The 17,093-nt window shown below is 34.4% G+C and carries 17 protein-coding genes; 9 read left to right on the forward strand and 8 right to left on the reverse strand.

Annotated elements, in window-relative coordinates; translation table 11 throughout:
- The first annotated feature begins 6 nt into the window (after nucleotides 1-6).
- The 5 genes from BW939_RS00420 to ribH all read left to right on the forward strand — a co-directional run bounded on the left by BW939_RS00420 (nucleotide 7) and on the right by ribH (nucleotide 5,493).
- Nucleotides 7-1,338: a quinol:cytochrome C oxidoreductase gene (locus tag BW939_RS00420; RefSeq protein WP_076448721.1), complete on the forward strand. Its 1,332-nt coding sequence runs from the start codon at nucleotides 7-9 to the stop codon at nucleotides 1,336-1,338.
- Between the two features lie 530 nt (nucleotides 1,339-1,868).
- The gene (locus BW939_RS00425) at nucleotides 1,869-2,885 is read left to right on the forward strand and encodes a hypothetical protein (RefSeq protein ID WP_076448723.1); all 1,017 of its coding nucleotides are present in this window, start codon (nucleotides 1,869-1,871) and stop codon (nucleotides 2,883-2,885) included.
- 53 nt (nucleotides 2,886-2,938) lie between these two features.
- Nucleotides 2,939-4,117 (forward strand): NTF2-like N-terminal transpeptidase, encoded by a 1,179-nt coding sequence (locus BW939_RS00430; protein ID WP_076448724.1) that lies wholly within the window; start codon nucleotides 2,939-2,941, stop codon nucleotides 4,115-4,117.
- 146 nt (nucleotides 4,118-4,263) lie between these two features.
- Complete coding sequence (locus BW939_RS00435; protein WP_076448726.1) at nucleotides 4,264-4,974, forward strand: YfgM family protein; 711 nt, start codon at nucleotides 4,264-4,266, stop codon at nucleotides 4,972-4,974.
- A 3-nt stretch (nucleotides 4,975-4,977) separates the two neighbouring features.
- Nucleotides 4,978-5,493 (forward strand): 6,7-dimethyl-8-ribityllumazine synthase, encoded by a 516-nt coding sequence (gene ribH, locus BW939_RS00440; RefSeq protein WP_076448728.1) that lies wholly within the window; start codon nucleotides 4,978-4,980, stop codon nucleotides 5,491-5,493.
- A 33-nt stretch (nucleotides 5,494-5,526) separates the two neighbouring features.
- Here ribH and BW939_RS00445 read toward each other — a convergent pair whose 3' ends face one another.
- The 3 genes from BW939_RS00445 to BW939_RS00455 all read right to left on the reverse strand — a co-directional run bounded on the left by BW939_RS00445 (nucleotide 5,527) and on the right by BW939_RS00455 (nucleotide 7,462).
- Complete coding sequence (locus BW939_RS00445) at nucleotides 5,527-6,687, reverse strand: glutathionylspermidine synthase family protein (protein WP_105170202.1); 1,161 nt, start codon at nucleotides 6,685-6,687, stop codon at nucleotides 5,527-5,529.
- A 107-nt stretch (nucleotides 6,688-6,794) separates the two neighbouring features.
- Nucleotides 6,795-7,052 carry a hypothetical protein gene (locus BW939_RS00450; protein ID WP_143753979.1) on the reverse strand — a complete coding sequence of 86 codons (258 nt, stop codon included), beginning with the start codon at nucleotides 7,050-7,052 and terminating at the stop codon, nucleotides 6,795-6,797.
- 74 nt (nucleotides 7,053-7,126) lie between these two features.
- Nucleotides 7,127-7,462: a hypothetical protein gene (locus tag BW939_RS00455; RefSeq protein ID WP_076448740.1), complete on the reverse strand. Its 336-nt coding sequence runs from the start codon at nucleotides 7,460-7,462 to the stop codon at nucleotides 7,127-7,129.
- A 55-nt stretch (nucleotides 7,463-7,517) separates the two neighbouring features.
- Here BW939_RS00455 and ypfJ point away from each other — a divergent pair, with 55 nt between their 5' ends.
- Both ypfJ and BW939_RS00465 read left to right on the forward strand, forming a co-directional pair.
- A complete protein-coding gene (gene ypfJ, locus BW939_RS00460) occupies nucleotides 7,518-8,366 on the forward strand; it encodes a KPN_02809 family neutral zinc metallopeptidase (protein WP_076448741.1) in 849 nt (282 codons plus the stop codon).
- Nucleotides 8,367-8,610: 244 nt separating this feature from the next.
- A complete protein-coding gene (locus tag BW939_RS00465) occupies nucleotides 8,611-9,888 on the forward strand; it encodes a Y-family DNA polymerase (protein WP_076448743.1) in 1,278 nt (425 codons plus the stop codon).
- A gap of 16 nt (nucleotides 9,889-9,904) precedes the next feature.
- Here BW939_RS00465 and BW939_RS00470 read toward each other — a convergent pair whose 3' ends face one another.
- The 5 genes from BW939_RS00470 to BW939_RS00490 form a co-directional block, all read right to left on the reverse strand.
- Nucleotides 9,905-10,807 carry a glycosyltransferase family 2 protein gene (locus tag BW939_RS00470; RefSeq protein ID WP_076448744.1) on the reverse strand — a complete coding sequence of 301 codons (903 nt, stop codon included), beginning with the start codon at nucleotides 10,805-10,807 and terminating at the stop codon, nucleotides 9,905-9,907.
- 3 nt (nucleotides 10,808-10,810) lie between these two features.
- A complete protein-coding gene (locus BW939_RS00475; RefSeq protein WP_228417060.1) occupies nucleotides 10,811-11,776 on the reverse strand; it encodes a glycosyltransferase family 9 protein in 966 nt (321 codons plus the stop codon).
- A 2-nt stretch (nucleotides 11,777-11,778) separates the two neighbouring features.
- Nucleotides 11,779-12,198 carry a SufE family protein gene (locus tag BW939_RS00480; RefSeq protein WP_076448746.1) on the reverse strand — a complete coding sequence of 140 codons (420 nt, stop codon included), beginning with the start codon at nucleotides 12,196-12,198 and terminating at the stop codon, nucleotides 11,779-11,781.
- Nucleotides 12,199-12,264: 66 nt separating this feature from the next.
- Nucleotides 12,265-13,371, reverse strand: coding sequence for a glycosyltransferase (locus tag BW939_RS00485; protein ID WP_076450055.1), 1,107 nt, complete (start codon nucleotides 13,369-13,371; stop codon nucleotides 12,265-12,267).
- A gap of 4 nt (nucleotides 13,372-13,375) precedes the next feature.
- On the reverse strand, nucleotides 13,376-13,597 hold the full coding sequence (locus BW939_RS00490) for a uroporphyrinogen decarboxylase (protein ID WP_076448748.1): 222 nt from the start codon (nucleotides 13,595-13,597) through the stop codon (nucleotides 13,376-13,378).
- Between the two features lie 151 nt (nucleotides 13,598-13,748).
- Here BW939_RS00490 and BW939_RS00495 point away from each other — a divergent pair, with 151 nt between their 5' ends.
- Nucleotides 13,749-16,280: an ATP-dependent Clp protease ATP-binding subunit gene (locus BW939_RS00495; protein WP_076448750.1), complete on the forward strand. Its 2,532-nt coding sequence runs from the start codon at nucleotides 13,749-13,751 to the stop codon at nucleotides 16,278-16,280.
- 105 nt (nucleotides 16,281-16,385) lie between these two features.
- Nucleotides 16,386-17,093 carry a response regulator transcription factor gene (locus BW939_RS00500; protein ID WP_076448751.1) on the forward strand — a complete coding sequence of 236 codons (708 nt, stop codon included), beginning with the start codon at nucleotides 16,386-16,388 and terminating at the stop codon, nucleotides 17,091-17,093.

The raw sequence follows: 17,093 nt of genomic DNA on the forward strand, positions 1-17,093 counted from the left end.
AAAGAAATGTATAGTTTTTCACCAAAATTAAAATCAACTTCTATAATAATTCTTGTTGTAGGTTTAGTTCTTTTTGCAGCGGGTTTCTTTATGAATAAAGGGATCAGCACAGAAAGAATAAATGAAATGATGGAAGCCGTACACGCTTCAGGTCATGATGCACCTACGCATTCCAGCCAGATGGTTGGTCCGCAAGATCACGAAGCTCATCTAGAGCACGCTACAATGCAGATTCATAATTCACCATTGGCATCTATTCACTTTGTAGCTGTATTTTTCTTCGGAGTGAGTGCTTGTGTATTGTTTTTCTATTGCATCCAACACGCAGCTCACGCAGGATGGCCAATTATTATTACAAGAGTAATGGAAGCTATTGCTTCTTATATTCCTTATGGTGGTGCGATATTAATTATCATTATGATTCTTAATATTACTCATCAAGGTCACCTTTTCCATTGGATGGATCCTGATTTGACAGATCCTAACTCAGCACATTTTGATGTTATTTTATTTGAAAAAAGAATATTCTTAAATATTCCTTTCTATGCAGTAAGAACATTCATTTATGTAATTGGTGCGTCTTTCTTTGCTTGGAAACTTAAGTCTCAATCTAAAAAAGTAGATGATACAAAATCTTTGGTTGAGTATCAATACCTTTACAGATGGGCAGTAGGATATATTGCATTCTTTGGTTTTGCATCTGCATCTTGGGCTTGGGATTGGTTGATGTCTATTGACCCTCACTGGTATTCTACAATGTACATTTGGTACTCTATGGTTAGTTGCCTTTCTAGTGGAATCGCAGTAATTATTTTATTGAGTGTTTATTTAAAAAAGAATGGTTTCTTACCTCAGTTTAATGATAATCATTTGCATGATTTAGGCGTTTTCCTTTTTGCTACAAGTATGCTATGGACGTACACTTGGTTTGCACAATTCATGCTCTATTGGTACGCAAATATTCCAGAAGAAGTAAATTATTTCTTCGGAAGATTCCAGCACTACGGTGTTACTTTCTTGCCAATGCTTGTAATAAACTTTGTATTACCTTTATTGGTTTTAGTAAGCAGTAGCATTAAAAGAAATTATAAAGTAGTAACAATAATGGCTTGCATAGTTATTTTTGGTCACCTTTTGGATTATTTCAATATGGTAATGCCGGGCACAGTAGGTCCTTTCTGGAAAACACCTGAAATGATTTTATTGGTAGCAGGAGCGGTACTATTTGTAGTTGGTCTATTTATGTTTGTTGTGCTTTCAGCGCTGGCAAAACTTAAATTGATTCCTACAGGAAACCCTTTCTTACACGAATCGGAGATTTACGAATATCCTTTTTAAGGCTTCGTTTAAAAACATATTATTAAAAAGACTAATCTGAGATTAGTCTTTTTTTTGGTTTAATCGTAAATTTTACCATTATTTTATTAGATTATTTCCCTTGTGAGTATATATTTCCACTGCTTGTATCTTACAAACTAAATACATGAATTTGTATTAAAAATAATAACTAATGATTACCGCATCCAGCTTTCCAAAAAAATGAGATTGATATTTATCGTAATTACATTCTCCATCAACTCAGTTATCATAAGAAGTATTTATCGAATTAAAATTTTCTGGAACTTCATTATTTTACATTAAAAAGTATTACGAACAAAAAAGTACAAAAGGTAAAAAAATAATCTTATCAACTTCAGTTGATGACAATTTAAGAAAATCAATGAGCAGAAAAAAATCTCGATTAAAAAATAAGAAGCCTTTTTCAGATTTATTTTACGTAACAAAACCTTTCAAACAAAGACTGATTATACATTAGGTTTTAAATAAATTTTAAATCTTTATATAACTACAAAAAATAACTAATAACTATGAATTCTAAAATCAAACCTACTCTTTTATTTCTTTTCTTCTTCAATTTTTGGTACTCACAAACCATTACTTTTATATCTGAAACAACAAATCATCCACTTCCAAAGATTTCAGTTTTTGCTAAAGACGGCAATATTTTGGGATACACTGATATTGATGGTAAAATAGAAAAATCTGCTTTGAAACCAGATCAAGAAAAATTTAAATTGATTTATGAAAATTCTATTTTAGCCGAACTTTCTTACGCAGAAATTAATAAGGAATTTGTAAAACTAAATGACAGAGTAAGAGAAATAGAGCCCGTTGTCATCAAAAAAACCAAGCCTGCTAAATTCCTTTTCATCAAAGGTAATTTTAACGCTTATGTAACAGTAAACAATATGCTGAATTGCTATGTAGATGGCATTGCTACTTATGTTTTTGACAATAAAACAAGAAAAGTAAAAGACATTCATGTAGAACAATATCGAATTTTTCGACTAGAAAATGCCAAAAATGAGAAAAAAGAAACCGGATCTTGGGATTATAATTCTTTCCTAGAGTTACCAAAAATGAAGAATGTGGGTAATTATGAAGACTATAAAAGCAAGAACTTAAAAATTAAAGAACTTAAAACGAATTTCAAAGACGAGATTGAAATAACAGGAGAAGCATTACGAGAAAAAGAACTTACTTTCTTAGGATATAGATTTTATGACATCAGATCTATACTGAATCTATCTTTTGAAAAAGATTCTAAAAAATTACTAAGAGATTTTACTGAGTACAACGACATTACTTTTATAAAACTTAAACATAAAAGCGAACCCAATTTTAATGAAGTTATTTCTTACAAAAACTTTTACCCTACAGAATTGGATTACGGAGACAAAGACAACACTCCAGAAGTAAAGTACAACCGTAACGCCAGCAATTACGGTACAAAATACTGGGAAGACTCTTCGTTCCCCAATATGCAAACTATTTTCAGCTCGTTCTTTAAACAAGATTTACAAGAAAAACAAAACGCAAAATAAAAAACGCTTATATAAAAAAGGTTTTATTTAAATTTGCAACAAACCAACAACCAATGAAAAAGGTTAAATTTTTTTTACTTATTGCCAGTTTAGCATTTCTTACAGCTTGTAAGAAAGATCATGTAGATGCAAGCTCTACGCAATCTTTGCAAACCAGCATCAATGATATGACTTCAAGTCTTACCACGCTTCAGCAAATAAAATTCAATGAAGCTTTGTATGTTTTAAAAACTTTCGGTGTAGAAGCAGACGGCGATGTAAACGAGCTCAAAGCTCTAGGAAAACTCATTGACGGAAAAAAAGTGCCCGAAATATTGTCCCTTGCCGACCAAGTAGCACAAAAAAACGGAATGGATTGGTCTAGTACCGCTTCCCCTTCTTTAGGCGAAATGGATATTTTTGGTGATCTAAATCCCAAAGAAGTTAATTCTAATGACGTACGCGCCAGCTCTGTAACTATTCTCACAAAATATTCTGGAGATACAGGAACAGGACCCACTGCCATACAGATTATCCCGAGATTAGTGGATGGATCAGGAAAACCAGTAACGTTCAGCGGAGCAACATTAGAGACTACTTTAGAAGTTTTTAATAACGGAGTAAAGCTTTCTACTGCTAGAAATATCATGCAGGATAATAATTTTAAAGGATTTTATCTCAAATTCTCTTCTCTTTCTGCAGAAAGAATTACGGATGGCAAAATAGATATTACAATCTCTATAAAAACTGCAACGAAGACATTCAAAATGTCTAAAATAGGTCAAGAAATCAATCCTTCAGCACTCAGAATGCCTGAGCCTCCAAAAGTTGATTCAACTGCTACTACAAACCCTACGATGGTAGATCCCGCTATTCCTGCAGGTACAGCAACAGATCCAACCACAACAACACCAGCAAGTCCAAAATCGCCTTCAACAGATCCTAAAACCACTGTTAGTAGATTTTTAAACAATGTAAGTACACAAAATCTGAAGGCAGCATTTGACGCATCTAGTAACCCCAGTTGGGGAAATTATGATGCCTTCTCTAATCCTACTTCAGGGTTTGGAGCAGTAAAAAACGTTTCAGTAAAAAACATAACCACCAACGCTTCAAATCCTAATGCGGCGAGTGTAAATGCAACTTACGACGTTACAGACAAAAGCGGTAAAACAACTGCTCTGAAAGTTACTTTCGGATTAAAAAGCGTCAATGGAGATTGGAAAATATCAAGTTACAAAATCAATCCTTAAGAATACACGTCAAGAAAAAGTAACAAAATTTTACACAGAAATCTATAGCATTTTAAAATATTAAAATTTAAAATCAATAATACTAGCAAAGTATTTTGTAAATCATTCAGAAACAATTAAATTTGCAGTTCAATTTTTAAGAATTTATGGCAAAATTGGGAAATAATGCTCCAAACGAGCAGGAAGGTAAAGAAACAGTGGAATTTTTTAAAGATCTAGACAGAGAGGCTTTAAACACAGAAAGATTCCTTGAAAAATATCAGAAACCTCTGAGTGCTGGTTTTATAGGTTTAATTATAGGTGTTTTAGCTTTTTTCGGATACAAACAATTTATTGTTGCTCCAAAGAATGCTGAGGCCGTAAAAACATATTTAGCTGCACAAAAAAACCTTACTGAAGGTAAAGATAAAGAAGCTTTAGGTGGAAAATCTGGCGCTAATCCTGGGTTTTTGGGAACTTTTAATGAGTATTCTTCAACTAAAGTAGGTAAATTGGCTGGCTACAACGCAGCTCTTTTAAAATTTAAAGAAGGAAAATATCAAGAAGCTTATGACTTGATGGATCAATTTTCTTCAGACAACAAAACCCTAGAAGCAATGAAGTATGGTGTAATGGCTGATGCACAATCTGGATTAAATAAAAATACAGAAGCTCTAAGCCTTTTAGACAAAGCTGTTTCTGCTTCTAACGATCCTTATACAACCTATTTTTTCACAAGAAAAGCTGGCATTTTGGCTTTAGGATTAAAGAAAAACGCAGAAGCTAAAAAATACTTTACAACAATTGACGAAAAATATCAGGATTACGACAACGGAATGTCTGATTCTTATATCGAAATGTCTAAATATTTAAATTAAAATATGGCAACAGTTAATCTTTCAGATTACAAGCCACTTCATATTATCAATGCCGAAGATTTTTCTATCGGCATTGTTTTTTCTGAGTGGAATGATTTTGTAACCTACAATCTTCGTGATGCAGCAATTGAAATTCTTGAAACAGAAGGCGTAAAAAAAGAAAACATCAGGCTTTTTCCGGTTCCGGGAGCTTTTGAATTGAGCTACGCAAGCATGCAGCTTTGTAAAGAGCGTAAGTTTGATGCTGTAATTTCTATCGGATGCGTTATCCGTGGGGAAACGCCTCATTTTGATTTCGTGTGTTCGGCAGTAGCACAAGGAATTAAAGACTGTAATATCTTAACCGACATACCGACTATTTTCTGCGTTCTTACAGACGACACAAAAGAACAGTCTATTGCAAGAAGCGGCGGCGATCTTGGGAATAAAGGCGTGGAAGCAGCAGTGACTGCTTTAAGAATGATTGATTTTAAGAAAAATCTGTCCGACAAAAAAGGAAATATTGGTTTTGGAAACTAAACCCGAAATGTATTGAAATAATAAAGGAGCTTTTTACAGCTCCTTTTCTTTTATATATAGTTTGTTTTTATCAATCAAATGAGGTACGAACCTGCTTTGGTTGTTGGTAATTAAATTCACACTTTCCCGCACGCCTATTCCTGCAGATTCCTGGCCAATGATCCAACTTCCGATAATGGGATAATTTCCATCAAAATTGGGCAACTCAAATAGTTGCTGATAGATGAAACCGTTTTTTGCATAATCACCTTCATTTTTTTCTACGAGAACGCTGTGTTTGTGGAGGCTCACATTCGCTCCTTCTCTGGAATAGATTGGTTTTTTAGCAAAACTGGTCAAAGTTCTCTGTTCAAAATAAGATTCTAAAAGATAGGGATGGTTTGGGTACATTTCCCATATAATTGGCAAAATTGCTTTTGAAGAAAGAAGAATCTTCCACGAAGGCTCCATCCACTGTGATCTGAAATTATTTTTAACCAGCTTTTCGCCAAAACCATCCTCCAAAATCCATTCGTAAGGATAGAGTTTAAAAACATATTCCATTACGCTTCTGTCTGTGGCAATAAATTCTTCAATATCTTCTGCCCAGCCGATGTCTTGGATGGGAATAAATTCCGTTTCAAAACCTGCCTGAGTAGCACAGTCACGAAGATATTCCACATTGGTAACGTCTTCAATATTGGTTAACGATGCAAAATAAATATAATGCGGATTCATGTATTTTTTAAGATAAACCCAATAATCTACCAATTTTTCGTGGATTGAATTGAACTGATCTTTTCCCGGGAACATTTCCTGCAACCAATACCATTGAATCACCGAAGCTTCGTAGAGAGAAGTAGGTGTATCAGCATTAAATTCTAGAAGTTTCAAATTTTTTCCGTCGAAACCAAAATCAAATCTCCCATAAATAGAAGGATGATCTTCTTCCCAGCTAGTAACAATATGTTTTCTGAAATATTCCGGAATGTTGAATCTGTCCCAAAGATTTTTATCAATTACATAATCTACGGCCTCTAAACATATTTGCCACAACTCTGCAGTTGCTTTTTCTATTCTATCGACCTCATCCATAGAAAATTCATAGTAATGACTTTCATCCCAATAAAGCCCCTCCATAGAATGATAGCCAAAGCCTAAATTTTCTAGTTTATGTTGCCAGTTTTTTCTGAACGGCGCTGCTATTCTTTTCATATCCAGATTTTATTTTTTAAGATCATCCCTAATAATCAGAACAAGTAATGTAATTGCAGAATCTTCCTTGCCCATTGTATTTTCAAAATCTTTGGTGTTTTATAATTTTATGATGATGCCCGAAAGCCACTTTTGCCAAGCCCTCCTCTTACTACATTTCCTTTATATGTATTTCTACCAATATTGGATTTTGAACTGATAGCATCGCTGTAATATCCAGATCTTTGATAAGCTCCATTGCTATATGCGCCATAGGGACGAAAAGCGTGATACAGTAAAAATCCGGTCATAAAACCATGGGAACTAGAATAAGAAGCCGTGGAATCTGAGCGCATATAAACCTTTTTTTCATTTTGCCCTTGCATTTTTGCCGGTTCTTGAGAGCAAGCAGCAAGAATTCCTGTTACAAAAAGTAACTTGATAGATTTCGATTTTTTCATTATTGTACTGTAATATAAAATTCGTAATCCTTTTTTACTTTTATATTATGCTCGTTTCCGTTTGCATCTTCTACCAGCTGCAAAGAATCGCCAAGCGAAGGAATTGTATCTTTTTTGATGATTTCTTTGAAAAGCTTGTTGTCTTTCCAGATTTTGTGTTTGGTAATTAAAACATCTGCACTATCAATATGCTGTACAGAAAGTTCAGTTTCTACAGAAGCCTTTTTATCTACATTTTGCACTTCATCTTCTTTTTCTTCACTCTCCTTGCATCCCATAATCATCATTAAAGAAAAAAACAGAAGACCTAATTTAAATTTTCTCACTTTCGTCATTTTTTTTTACAAAAATATTATTTAAAATTCTAAATTTACCCAAAAAATTACAGATATGAAATGGACGAACGACAGAAGTGACAATGTAGATGACCGAAGAGGTCTTGGTGGCGGAGGAATGGCAGTAGGTGGTGGTCTGGGAACCATCATTATTGCAGCTATTGTTTTCTTTTTGGGAGGCGATCCTTCTGCAATTCTTTCTTCTGGAGGTGGCTCTCCACAACAGAGTGAGCAGAGAGAACTTAACCAAAATGAGCTTCAAATAAGAGATTTCATAAAAATGATTACCGCTGAGAACGAACAAACCTGGCAGAAAATTTTTGCGGAAAATAATATGCAGTACAAGCCTGCAAAAGTAGTTTTGTTTGAAAGCACTACCTCATCCGGATGTGGTACGGCTCAATCTGCAATGGGACCATTTTATTGCCCTGCCGATCAGTCGGTTTATATGGATATGAGCTTCTTCAATGAGCTTCAGCAAAAATTCGGGGCAAAGGTTACCGAATTTACTATTGCCTATGTAATGGCTCACGAAATGGGACATCACGTACAAAATCTACTCGGTGTACTCAATGAAACCCATAACGCAAGGCAAAGTGGAAGATATACTGAATCTGATCTCAACAAAATGTCTGTTGCTACAGAACTTCAAGCAGATTTCTATGCTGGGCTTTGGGCAAGATATTCTAATGAGAGAGAAAGCTTCTTAGAACCTGGCGATCTAGAATCTGCCGTAGAAGCTGCAGAAGCTGTTGGCGATGACAATATTCAAAAAAGATCTCAAGGGTATGTAAACCAAGAGAGTTTTACACATGGTTCTTCCGCTCAGCGTAAGGAATGGTTTATGAAAGGCTACAATTCCGGAGACATCAAACAAGGGAATACCTTCCAGCAAGTGAGATAATTTCAACTACAATAAAATCTAAATAATAAACCTGCAGAATATTAAAGTACTGCAGGTTTTTTGTATTATTTTCAGCCTAAAACAGTCTTTTTCCTTTCTCTATTTTTGATTGAACTACAGCTGCATTAAATAATTAAACAACTGATTACCAACGATATATTTTTAATGTTAAACCTTTACAGTTAATAGGTTTTAAACTTTAAAAAGTATAATTTTGCTTCTAAGAATAAGAATTAAAAAAAACATGTACGCTCTTATCGACTGCAATAATTTCTTTGTTTCCTGTGAAAGAACGATAGACCTTTCGCTAGAAGGAAAGCCCGTGGTTGTTCTTTCAAACAATGATGGTTGCGTTGTGTCTAGAAGTGAAGAGGCAAAAAAACTGGGAATACCTATGGGAGCTCCCGTTTTTAAATACAAGGAGCTTTTTAAAAAAGAAAATGTAAAATCTTTATCTGCAAAATTTGAACTTTACAACTACAAAAGCCAGCGGGTTATGGAAATTTCTACATCCTACGTTGACAAATCTGATTTTGAAATATATTCCATAGACGAGCTTTTCCTAGACCTCACAAATTTCAAGTATGTTGATATTTATGATTATACTTTAAAAATTAAGGACGAAATACTTCATAAGGAAAATCTTCCTGTAAGTATTGGCATTGCACCCACAAAAACACTTTGTAAGGTTGCCAACAGAATTGTAAAAAAATATCCGGAAAACTTTAATGGAGTTTATATTTTAGATAGTCCAGAAAAAATTGAAAAGGCACTAAAATGGCTTGCTATTGAAGACGTTTGGGGAATTGGGCGACGAATCGCTTTAAAAATGCATGCCAATGGAGTTCATAAAGCTTGGGATCTCCTGGCGAAACCAGAGCTGTGGATTAGAGAAATAATGGGCATTCATGGCATCAGAATGATTAATGAGCTGCGAGGCATTCGGCAGTTGGAGCTAGACTCTCCTTCGCCTAAAAAATCTATCGCAGTAACGAGAAGCTTTATGGAAATGCTTACCAAAAAAGAGGATGTGAGAGAGCGGGTAGAGACTTTTGGTATGTATTGCGCAGAAAAGCTTAGAAAACAAAATACTTGCTGCAAAACAATCACTGTTTTTCTACAAACCAATAGATTCAGAAAAGATTTGCCCGAATACAGAAATGCATTATCTGTAGTTTTGCCCAATCCTACCAATTCATCTATTCTTATTGGCAGAGCTGTGAAGGAGCTTTTTGAGTCTATTTTTAAAGAAGGTTTTCATTATAAAAAAGCGGGTGTGATTGTTAATGATTTTGTACCTGAAAATCAAAGACTAATAAGCTTATTTGAACCTGATTTTCAAAATCAGCACTTACCTGTAATGAAAGCGATGGACAAAATGAATAAAAAATACGGAAAAGATAAGGTTCGTATAGGAAGTATGAGCGGTAAAAACACTTTTGGAAGGGCAATACTTTCACCCGAATATGAAGCTTTTTTAAAAAACAATATTCTTCCTGAAGCCAATTTCAGATTTCATTAAAATAAAATATTCTACTTTATTTCATGAGTTTAAAAAGCATTCCGAGTTTATACAAATCAAGATAACGAAGGCTTTGATTGCCTTTTAAAAGCTTTCTTTCTAAAAAATCTGAAGAAAATTTAAACAAAAATATAATTAAAAAATTAAAAGGAAAAAAATCAAAAGCAATAAATGTTTTTACCAGCTTAATGCTTGATAATCTTTCTCTTACAACGCCATACTTCAGCATAGAAGAAAGACTATCTACAGACTCTTTTACTTTTTCTAAATACACTTCATTGGTTTCAACATCATTATTCAAAATAGGATTTTCTATATGGTTAATAATAACGTTTTCTGACTTCAAATCCATCGCAAAAAGAAGATCTTCATATCCGTAATTGGTATAAGCTTCATTAAATAGAATTTTCTCTAAAATTTCTTTTTTAATAACGAAATTATTGGTTTGAAAACTTAAATACGGATTTTTTTTTCTTTTCTCCAGAGAAAGATTTTCTCTTTCTACAGCAAATTTCCATCGCAAAAAATAAGATTGATTTGGCGGTAACAGCGAAACTTTCCTCCCTCCATAAATTGATGTACAATCTGGATTTCTAAGAATAAAATTAAAGTAATTTTCTAGAAAACATTCTTGTATCAATTTTCCGTCGCAATCTAAAAAAAGAAAATATTGTCCTTGTGCATGTTTCAAAAAAAGATTTCTGATTTTCGATCTTCCTATATTTTCTTTTAGCAGAATAAACCCATCTACAACATGTTGAATTTCAGAATTTAAACTCACAAAAAACACTTCAGAAGAGTCATCAATTAAGATAATTTCGGCGGATAAATTTCTATTTACAATTTCTTTTTTCAATGCATTTACAAGCTCTCGAACATCAAAATTATAAACCGGAATACAGACCGAAAGTTTTATCATCTTTTAGATTTTTTCTACAATCTTCATCACACTTAGCTCTTCAAGGCAAGCCCAATCACCACGATAACATTCTTTATCACCGAAAACAGAACAAGGGCGACAAGTAAGGTCTGAAACCTGTACGGCATCTTGAATATTCTGTCCGAATCCCAAAAAGCCGGCAAAAGGATGGGTAGATCCCCAAATAGAAATACAACGAGTTCCTACAACGCTAGAAAGATGCATATTGGCAGAATCCATAGAAACCATCAACTCCAGTTCGGCAATTTTTTTCAACTCTTCAGAAAGGCTGAGTTTTCCTGCTAGACTTTCTGTATTTTGAATTTGATTTTCCCAAGATTTTAAAGTTTCTGTTTCTTTAGGCCCTCCTCCGAAAAAGTAAATTTTATTTTTTTTGGAGAGAATTTTCACCAACTCAAAAGATTTTTCGAGAGGCATCATTTTTCCCTTATGCTGAGCAAAAGGAGCAAACCCAATTCCACTCTTTTTTCCGCCTGAAGGTCTTAATTGATGAGAAAGCTCTACAGCAAAACCCATATCCCTAAAAACATCCGCATATCTTTCAACTGTTAGTTTAAGTTGTTTTTTATTGAGATTCCAAACATCGGTAAGCTGTTCTTTTTCTTCTTTCCCTTTGTTTATTTTAAAAACTTTTAAGCCTTTTCTTTTATAAATTTTATCGAGAACTTTGGTTCGAATGACATCATGAAGATTGGCAACCAAATCTGGTTTAAACTCTTCATTAAGCTGATTGGCAAGCTTGCGTAACCCAAAAAAACCTTTATAATCATCTAGATTAACCCCTTTGAACTTAACATTCTGAATACCAAAGAACAAACCCTCGAAATTACTTCTAGAAACCATGATTATTTCTACATCTGGATTCTGCTCAAGAAATTCTCTGAAGACAGGAACTATCATGGCAACATCTCCAAAAGCGGAAAATCTATATGCTAAAATTCTGGTCACAACTAAGATTTCAACTGATAAGCTACTGCGTAAAATTTGATTTGTTTGGTCATTGCCATAAGCCCATTGGCTCTTGAAGGCGAAAGAAACTCCTGAAGACCAATATCTGATATAAACCCAAAATCTGAATCTAAAATTTCTTGTGTAGAATGACCACTGTAAATGCTTACCAGAAGAGAAACAATTCCTTTAGGCAAAATGCCGTCTGAATCCGCATCAAAAGACAATTTTCCATCTTTGAAATCTGCATCAATCCATACTTTACTTTGGCAACCTTTAATAAGATTATCATCCGTTTTTTTTTCGTCTGCAAGCCCTTTCAGCTCCTTTCCCAGATCAATGATGTACTCGTATTTTTGTTCCCAATCTTCGAGAAACGCAAATTCATCGATGATTTCCCGCTGCTTTTCTTTAATGGTCATTTTAAACAATTAATTTGTGCAAAGATACTAAATTTAGAAACTCGATGAGGAGCATTGTTTCAACCTTTAAGCTCTATCAACCCTTTCGGCTTTATTTATAAGATTGAGCAGCTTGCTTTCTTCTTTTTCCCAGCAGAGTTGATCTGCTGCATTTACCAGCTCTGTCTGATATGCTTTTCTTCCTTTGTTTAAAACCTTTTGAATGGCTTTAGCAATATTTTCTGGCTCATGATTGATAATGATTTCTCCTACGTCAAACTGTTTTTTTATATTCATCATTTCAGGTAAGCCAGACATTATTAAGGGTACTTTCGCTTGAATACAATCTAAGACCTTATTAGGAAGTGAATAAAAATAACTTTCGCCTCCGTTTTCTTCAATGCTCATTCCGCAATCAGCCATTAAAGTAATTTTTCTGAGGTCATCCGGATGAAGTTTCCCTAAAAAAAGAACTTTATCTTGCAGATTCTCTTTAGTTACCAGCTCTTCATAATCTCTTTTCCGTGGTCCATCGCCGGCAATTTTAAATAGAGTATTATCTAAAAAATGCATTGCCAAAATTGCTTTATCAATGCCTCGAAACGGGTTGATTGCCCCCTGATACAGAATTATTTTTGGGTTATTTTCAAGAATTTCAATAGTACCATGTATTGTTCTTGGAGCGTTTTGTACAACAACAGGATGTATGCCGTATGCATTTTTAAACCAATTCGCATATCCATCACTTGCCGTAATCATAAATTTTATTTTTGGAACCAATTTCTTTTCCAAATACCGCCATAGTTTTTGTGAGATTTTACCTTGAATTGCAGGCATTTCAGAAAAAATCTCATGACTATCGAAGACTAATGGTGTATTCTTTTTTTTTGAAATCAAATAATTCGGAAGCAAAGCATCCAAGTCATTGGCGTACAGAATAGTATTCTGGTTTACTTTTTTCTTCAAAAGACGATAAAGCTTCCAATTAAATTCAAAATAAGCCGTTTTCAAACTTTTAGAAACTAAAGAAATTCGAACAAACGGATAAGGTCTTGTCATTTCATCGGCTCCATTCCAATTATTACCAATTAGCTCAATATCGTAGCCATTTTCGTGCAGCGTTTTACAAATTTTCTCAATTCGTTGGTCTGTATATAAATTACTGAATGCTGAAAGGATGATTTTCTTTCTCATCTTATTACTTTTTCCCAAAAATCAAATAGTATACCTGTACAAAACAAAGAATAGCATTGGGAATAATAACGGGCCAAAGCATTCCGCTGAATAAACCATAGACTACAAAACAGATACAACCAATGAGATTGACGATTCTTATTTTAGTAAGATCTTTGAGTATGAAGCTTAAAACGATAAAAAAAGAAGCGGCATAGCCAATGTAAGATGCTAATTCTGGGCTCATGAGAAAATTTAAGAACAACAAACTTAGTCATTTTCAATAAGATAAAAAAACTAATTCCTGCCATAAAGTCAGACATTGTGTTTTGGTAAAATATTTGTAACTTAGATATTGAATAAATGGCAATGGTGCATTTATTCTAATGAGTTATATTATGGATTACAAGTTTTCACAAGGTTTGAGCCAAGTGTTCAAACAAAGCAAGAGCGAGGCGAGAAGGCTGAAAAGTGAATTTCTAAATACAGAACATCTCCTTTTAGGAATATTAAAAACAGAAAACTCTGCGAAAGAAATACTTCAAAACCTCAATGCTGATTTAACACAAATCAGAAGAAAAATTGAAACTTTAAATGCTGCAGGTATCAACCCTTTGTCTGAAGAAGTTCCCAATATTTCGTTTACAAAAATGGCCGACCATGCCGTGAAGCGTGCTGAGCTAGAATGTAGACAATACAAAAGTACTGATATAAATACTGTGCATTTGCTTTTAGGCATTCTTTATAAATATGAAGATCCTACCTCAAATGTGTTAGGAGCACACGAGATCGACTACGAGGGTGTTTCTAAGGAATATCAAACAATGTTGAAAAATTCTGGCCAAGCACCCCAAATGAGCGCCTATGACGATGATGAGGAGAGAGAAGATTTTGAGCAAATGAGAAAACCAACAGGAAACCTCGGCGCAGGAAAAAGCAAAACCCCTACATTGGATAATTTTGGTAGAGATCTTACTTCTTTGGCGAGAGACGGAAAGCTAGATCCTGTAATTGGGCGTGAGAAGGAAATTGAAAGAGTTTCTCAAATTTTATCAAGAAGAAAGAAAAACAATCCGTTGTTGATTGGTGAGCCTGGTGTTGGTAAATCTGCCATTGCTGAAGGTTTGGCTTTAAGAATTCAGCAGAAGAAAGTTTCTAGAGTTCTTTTTGGCAAAAGAGTAATCACGCTTGATTTGGCGAGTTTAGTTGCGGGTACAAAATACCGCGGACAGTTTGAAGAAAGAATGAAAGCCATCATGACGGAACTTGAAAAAAATCGTGATGTGATTTTATTTATCGACGAATTGCACACCATTGTGGGTGCAGGAAGCTCTACGGGAAGTTTAGACGCTTCCAATATGTTTAAACCGGCTTTGGCGAGAGGGGAAATTCAATGTATTGGTGCTACAACTTTAGATGAATACCGTCAGTACATCGAGAAAGATGGTGCTTTAGAAAGAAGATTCCAAAAAGTAATGGTAGAGCCTACCAATATTGAGGAAACGATTCAGATTTTGAATCAAATTAAAGACAAATATGAGGAACATCACAATGTAGTGTATACAGAGGAAGCAATTCTTGCCTGTGTCAATTTGACATCAAGATACATTACAGACCGTTTTTTACCAGACAAAGCGATTGATGCTATGGACGAAGCGGGATCTCGTGTTTATATTAAAAACATGAAAGTTCCTACCGAAATTATTGATTTTGAGAAGAAAATTGAAGAAATTAAAGAACTGAAACAGAAAGCCGTAAAAGCTCAGGATTATCTGGAAGCAAGAAAGCTAAAGGATGAAGAAGAGCGTTTGCAAATGGAATTAAACTCTGCTCAGGATCAGTGGGATAAAGATGTAAAAGAGAAAAAAGAAGTTGTATCTGAAGAAAGTGTTGCAGAAGTAGTTTCTATGATGAGTGGTGTTCCTGTAACGAAAGTTGGGAAAAATGAGCTGGATAAATTGGCCGGAATGGATAATAATCTGAACGGAAAAGTAATAGGACAAGAAGACGCTGTAAAAAAGGTAGTGAAAGCCATCCAAAGAAACAGAGCCGGATTGAAAGATCCAAATAGACCGATTGGAACATTTATTTTCCTTGGAACAACAGGTGTTGGTAAAACCGAGCTTGCAAAAGTAATGGCGAGGGAACTCTTTGATTCTGACGAAGCTTTGATCAGAATTGACATGAGTGAATATATGGAGAAGTTTGCGGTTTCAAGATTAGTGGGTGCGCCTCCAGGATACGTGGGATATGAAGAAGGTGGTCAGTTAACAGAAGCTGTGAGAAGAAAACCTTATGCAGTAGTTCTTTTAGATGAAATTGAAAAAGCACATCCAGATGTGTTCAATATTTTGTTGCAAATCTTAGATGAAGGTCACGTTACAGATAGTTTAGGAAGAAAAATTGACTTTAGAAATACAATTATTATCTTAACTTCGAATATCGGAACCAGAGACATCAAAGACTTCGGTGATGGTGTAGGATTTGGTACCAATGCCAAGAAATCTAATTCGGATTCTAGAACGAGAAGTACGATTGAAAATGCGCTTAAAAAAGCATTTGCTCCAGAATTCTTAAACAGAATTGATGACATCGTGATCTTCAACTCTCTTGAGAGAACAGATATTTCTAAAATTATTGATCTTGAATTGGGCAAACTGTATTCAAGGCTTGAAAAATTAGGTTATAAAGTAGATTTAACGACTGAAGCTAAAGATTTCATCTCTGAAAAAGGTTGGGACAAAGATTTTGGAGCAAGACCATTGAAGAGAGCCATTCAGAAATATATTGAAGATTTGTTGGCTGAAATGTTGGTAAACAAACAATTAACCGAAGGCGAAACAGTAACTTTAGACTTAAATGAAGCTAAAGACGGATTGGAAGGCAAAAGCCAAAAAACTAAAAAAGCCGCCGAGAAATCACAGTCTTAATTAATTTAAAATAAATAACAGAAAAGCGCCGAAAATTTTCGGTGCTTTTCTGTTTTAATCAAAGACTTAAAATGAATTTCCTATTTTTGTAAATCAGCAAAATCTATGAAAAAAATAATTCTGATTGAGGACGAAACCAGCATTGTTTCTTTTATTAAAAAAGGACTTCAAGAAAATGGATATGAAATTTCTGTAGCCTTTGATGGCCTTACAGGAGCTAAGCTTGTGAAAGAAAATGATTTTGATTTGGTCATTCTAGACATTATGCTACCAGAAATGAATGGCCTTGAGGTTTGCAAGGAAATCCGTAAAACAAACAAACACGTTCCTATTTTATTTCTTACCGCACTAGGAACTTCAGAAAATATAGTTCTCGGATTAGAAAGTGGTGGCGATGATTACCTTGTAAAACCATTTAAATTTATAGAACTCGTAGCAAGGGTAAAATCATTACTACGAAGAAGCAATAACGTTTCTGCTTTAGAGAACGAAGAAGAAAATGCATACAGTGAACACACATTTCATTTTTCTGATCTCAGCTTAAACGATTACACCAAAAAAGTGATTCGTGCCGGAGAAGAAGTTTCGCTAACCTCCACAGAATACAAACTTCTGCTCTATTTTCTCAATAATCCCGAAAAAGTAATTTCTCGTGCAGAAATTCTGGATGCAGTTTGGGGTGTAAACTACGATATGGGAACCAATGTGGTGGATGTTTATGTAAATTATCTGCGTAAAAAAATAGACACAAAAGAAGACAACAAGCTTATTCATACAGTAATAGGAATGGGATACGTTCTTAAAAAATCTTAA

The organism is Chryseobacterium piscicola, assembly GCF_900156685.1.
Classification (GTDB): Bacteria; Bacteroidota; Bacteroidia; order Flavobacteriales; family Weeksellaceae; genus Chryseobacterium; species Chryseobacterium piscicola.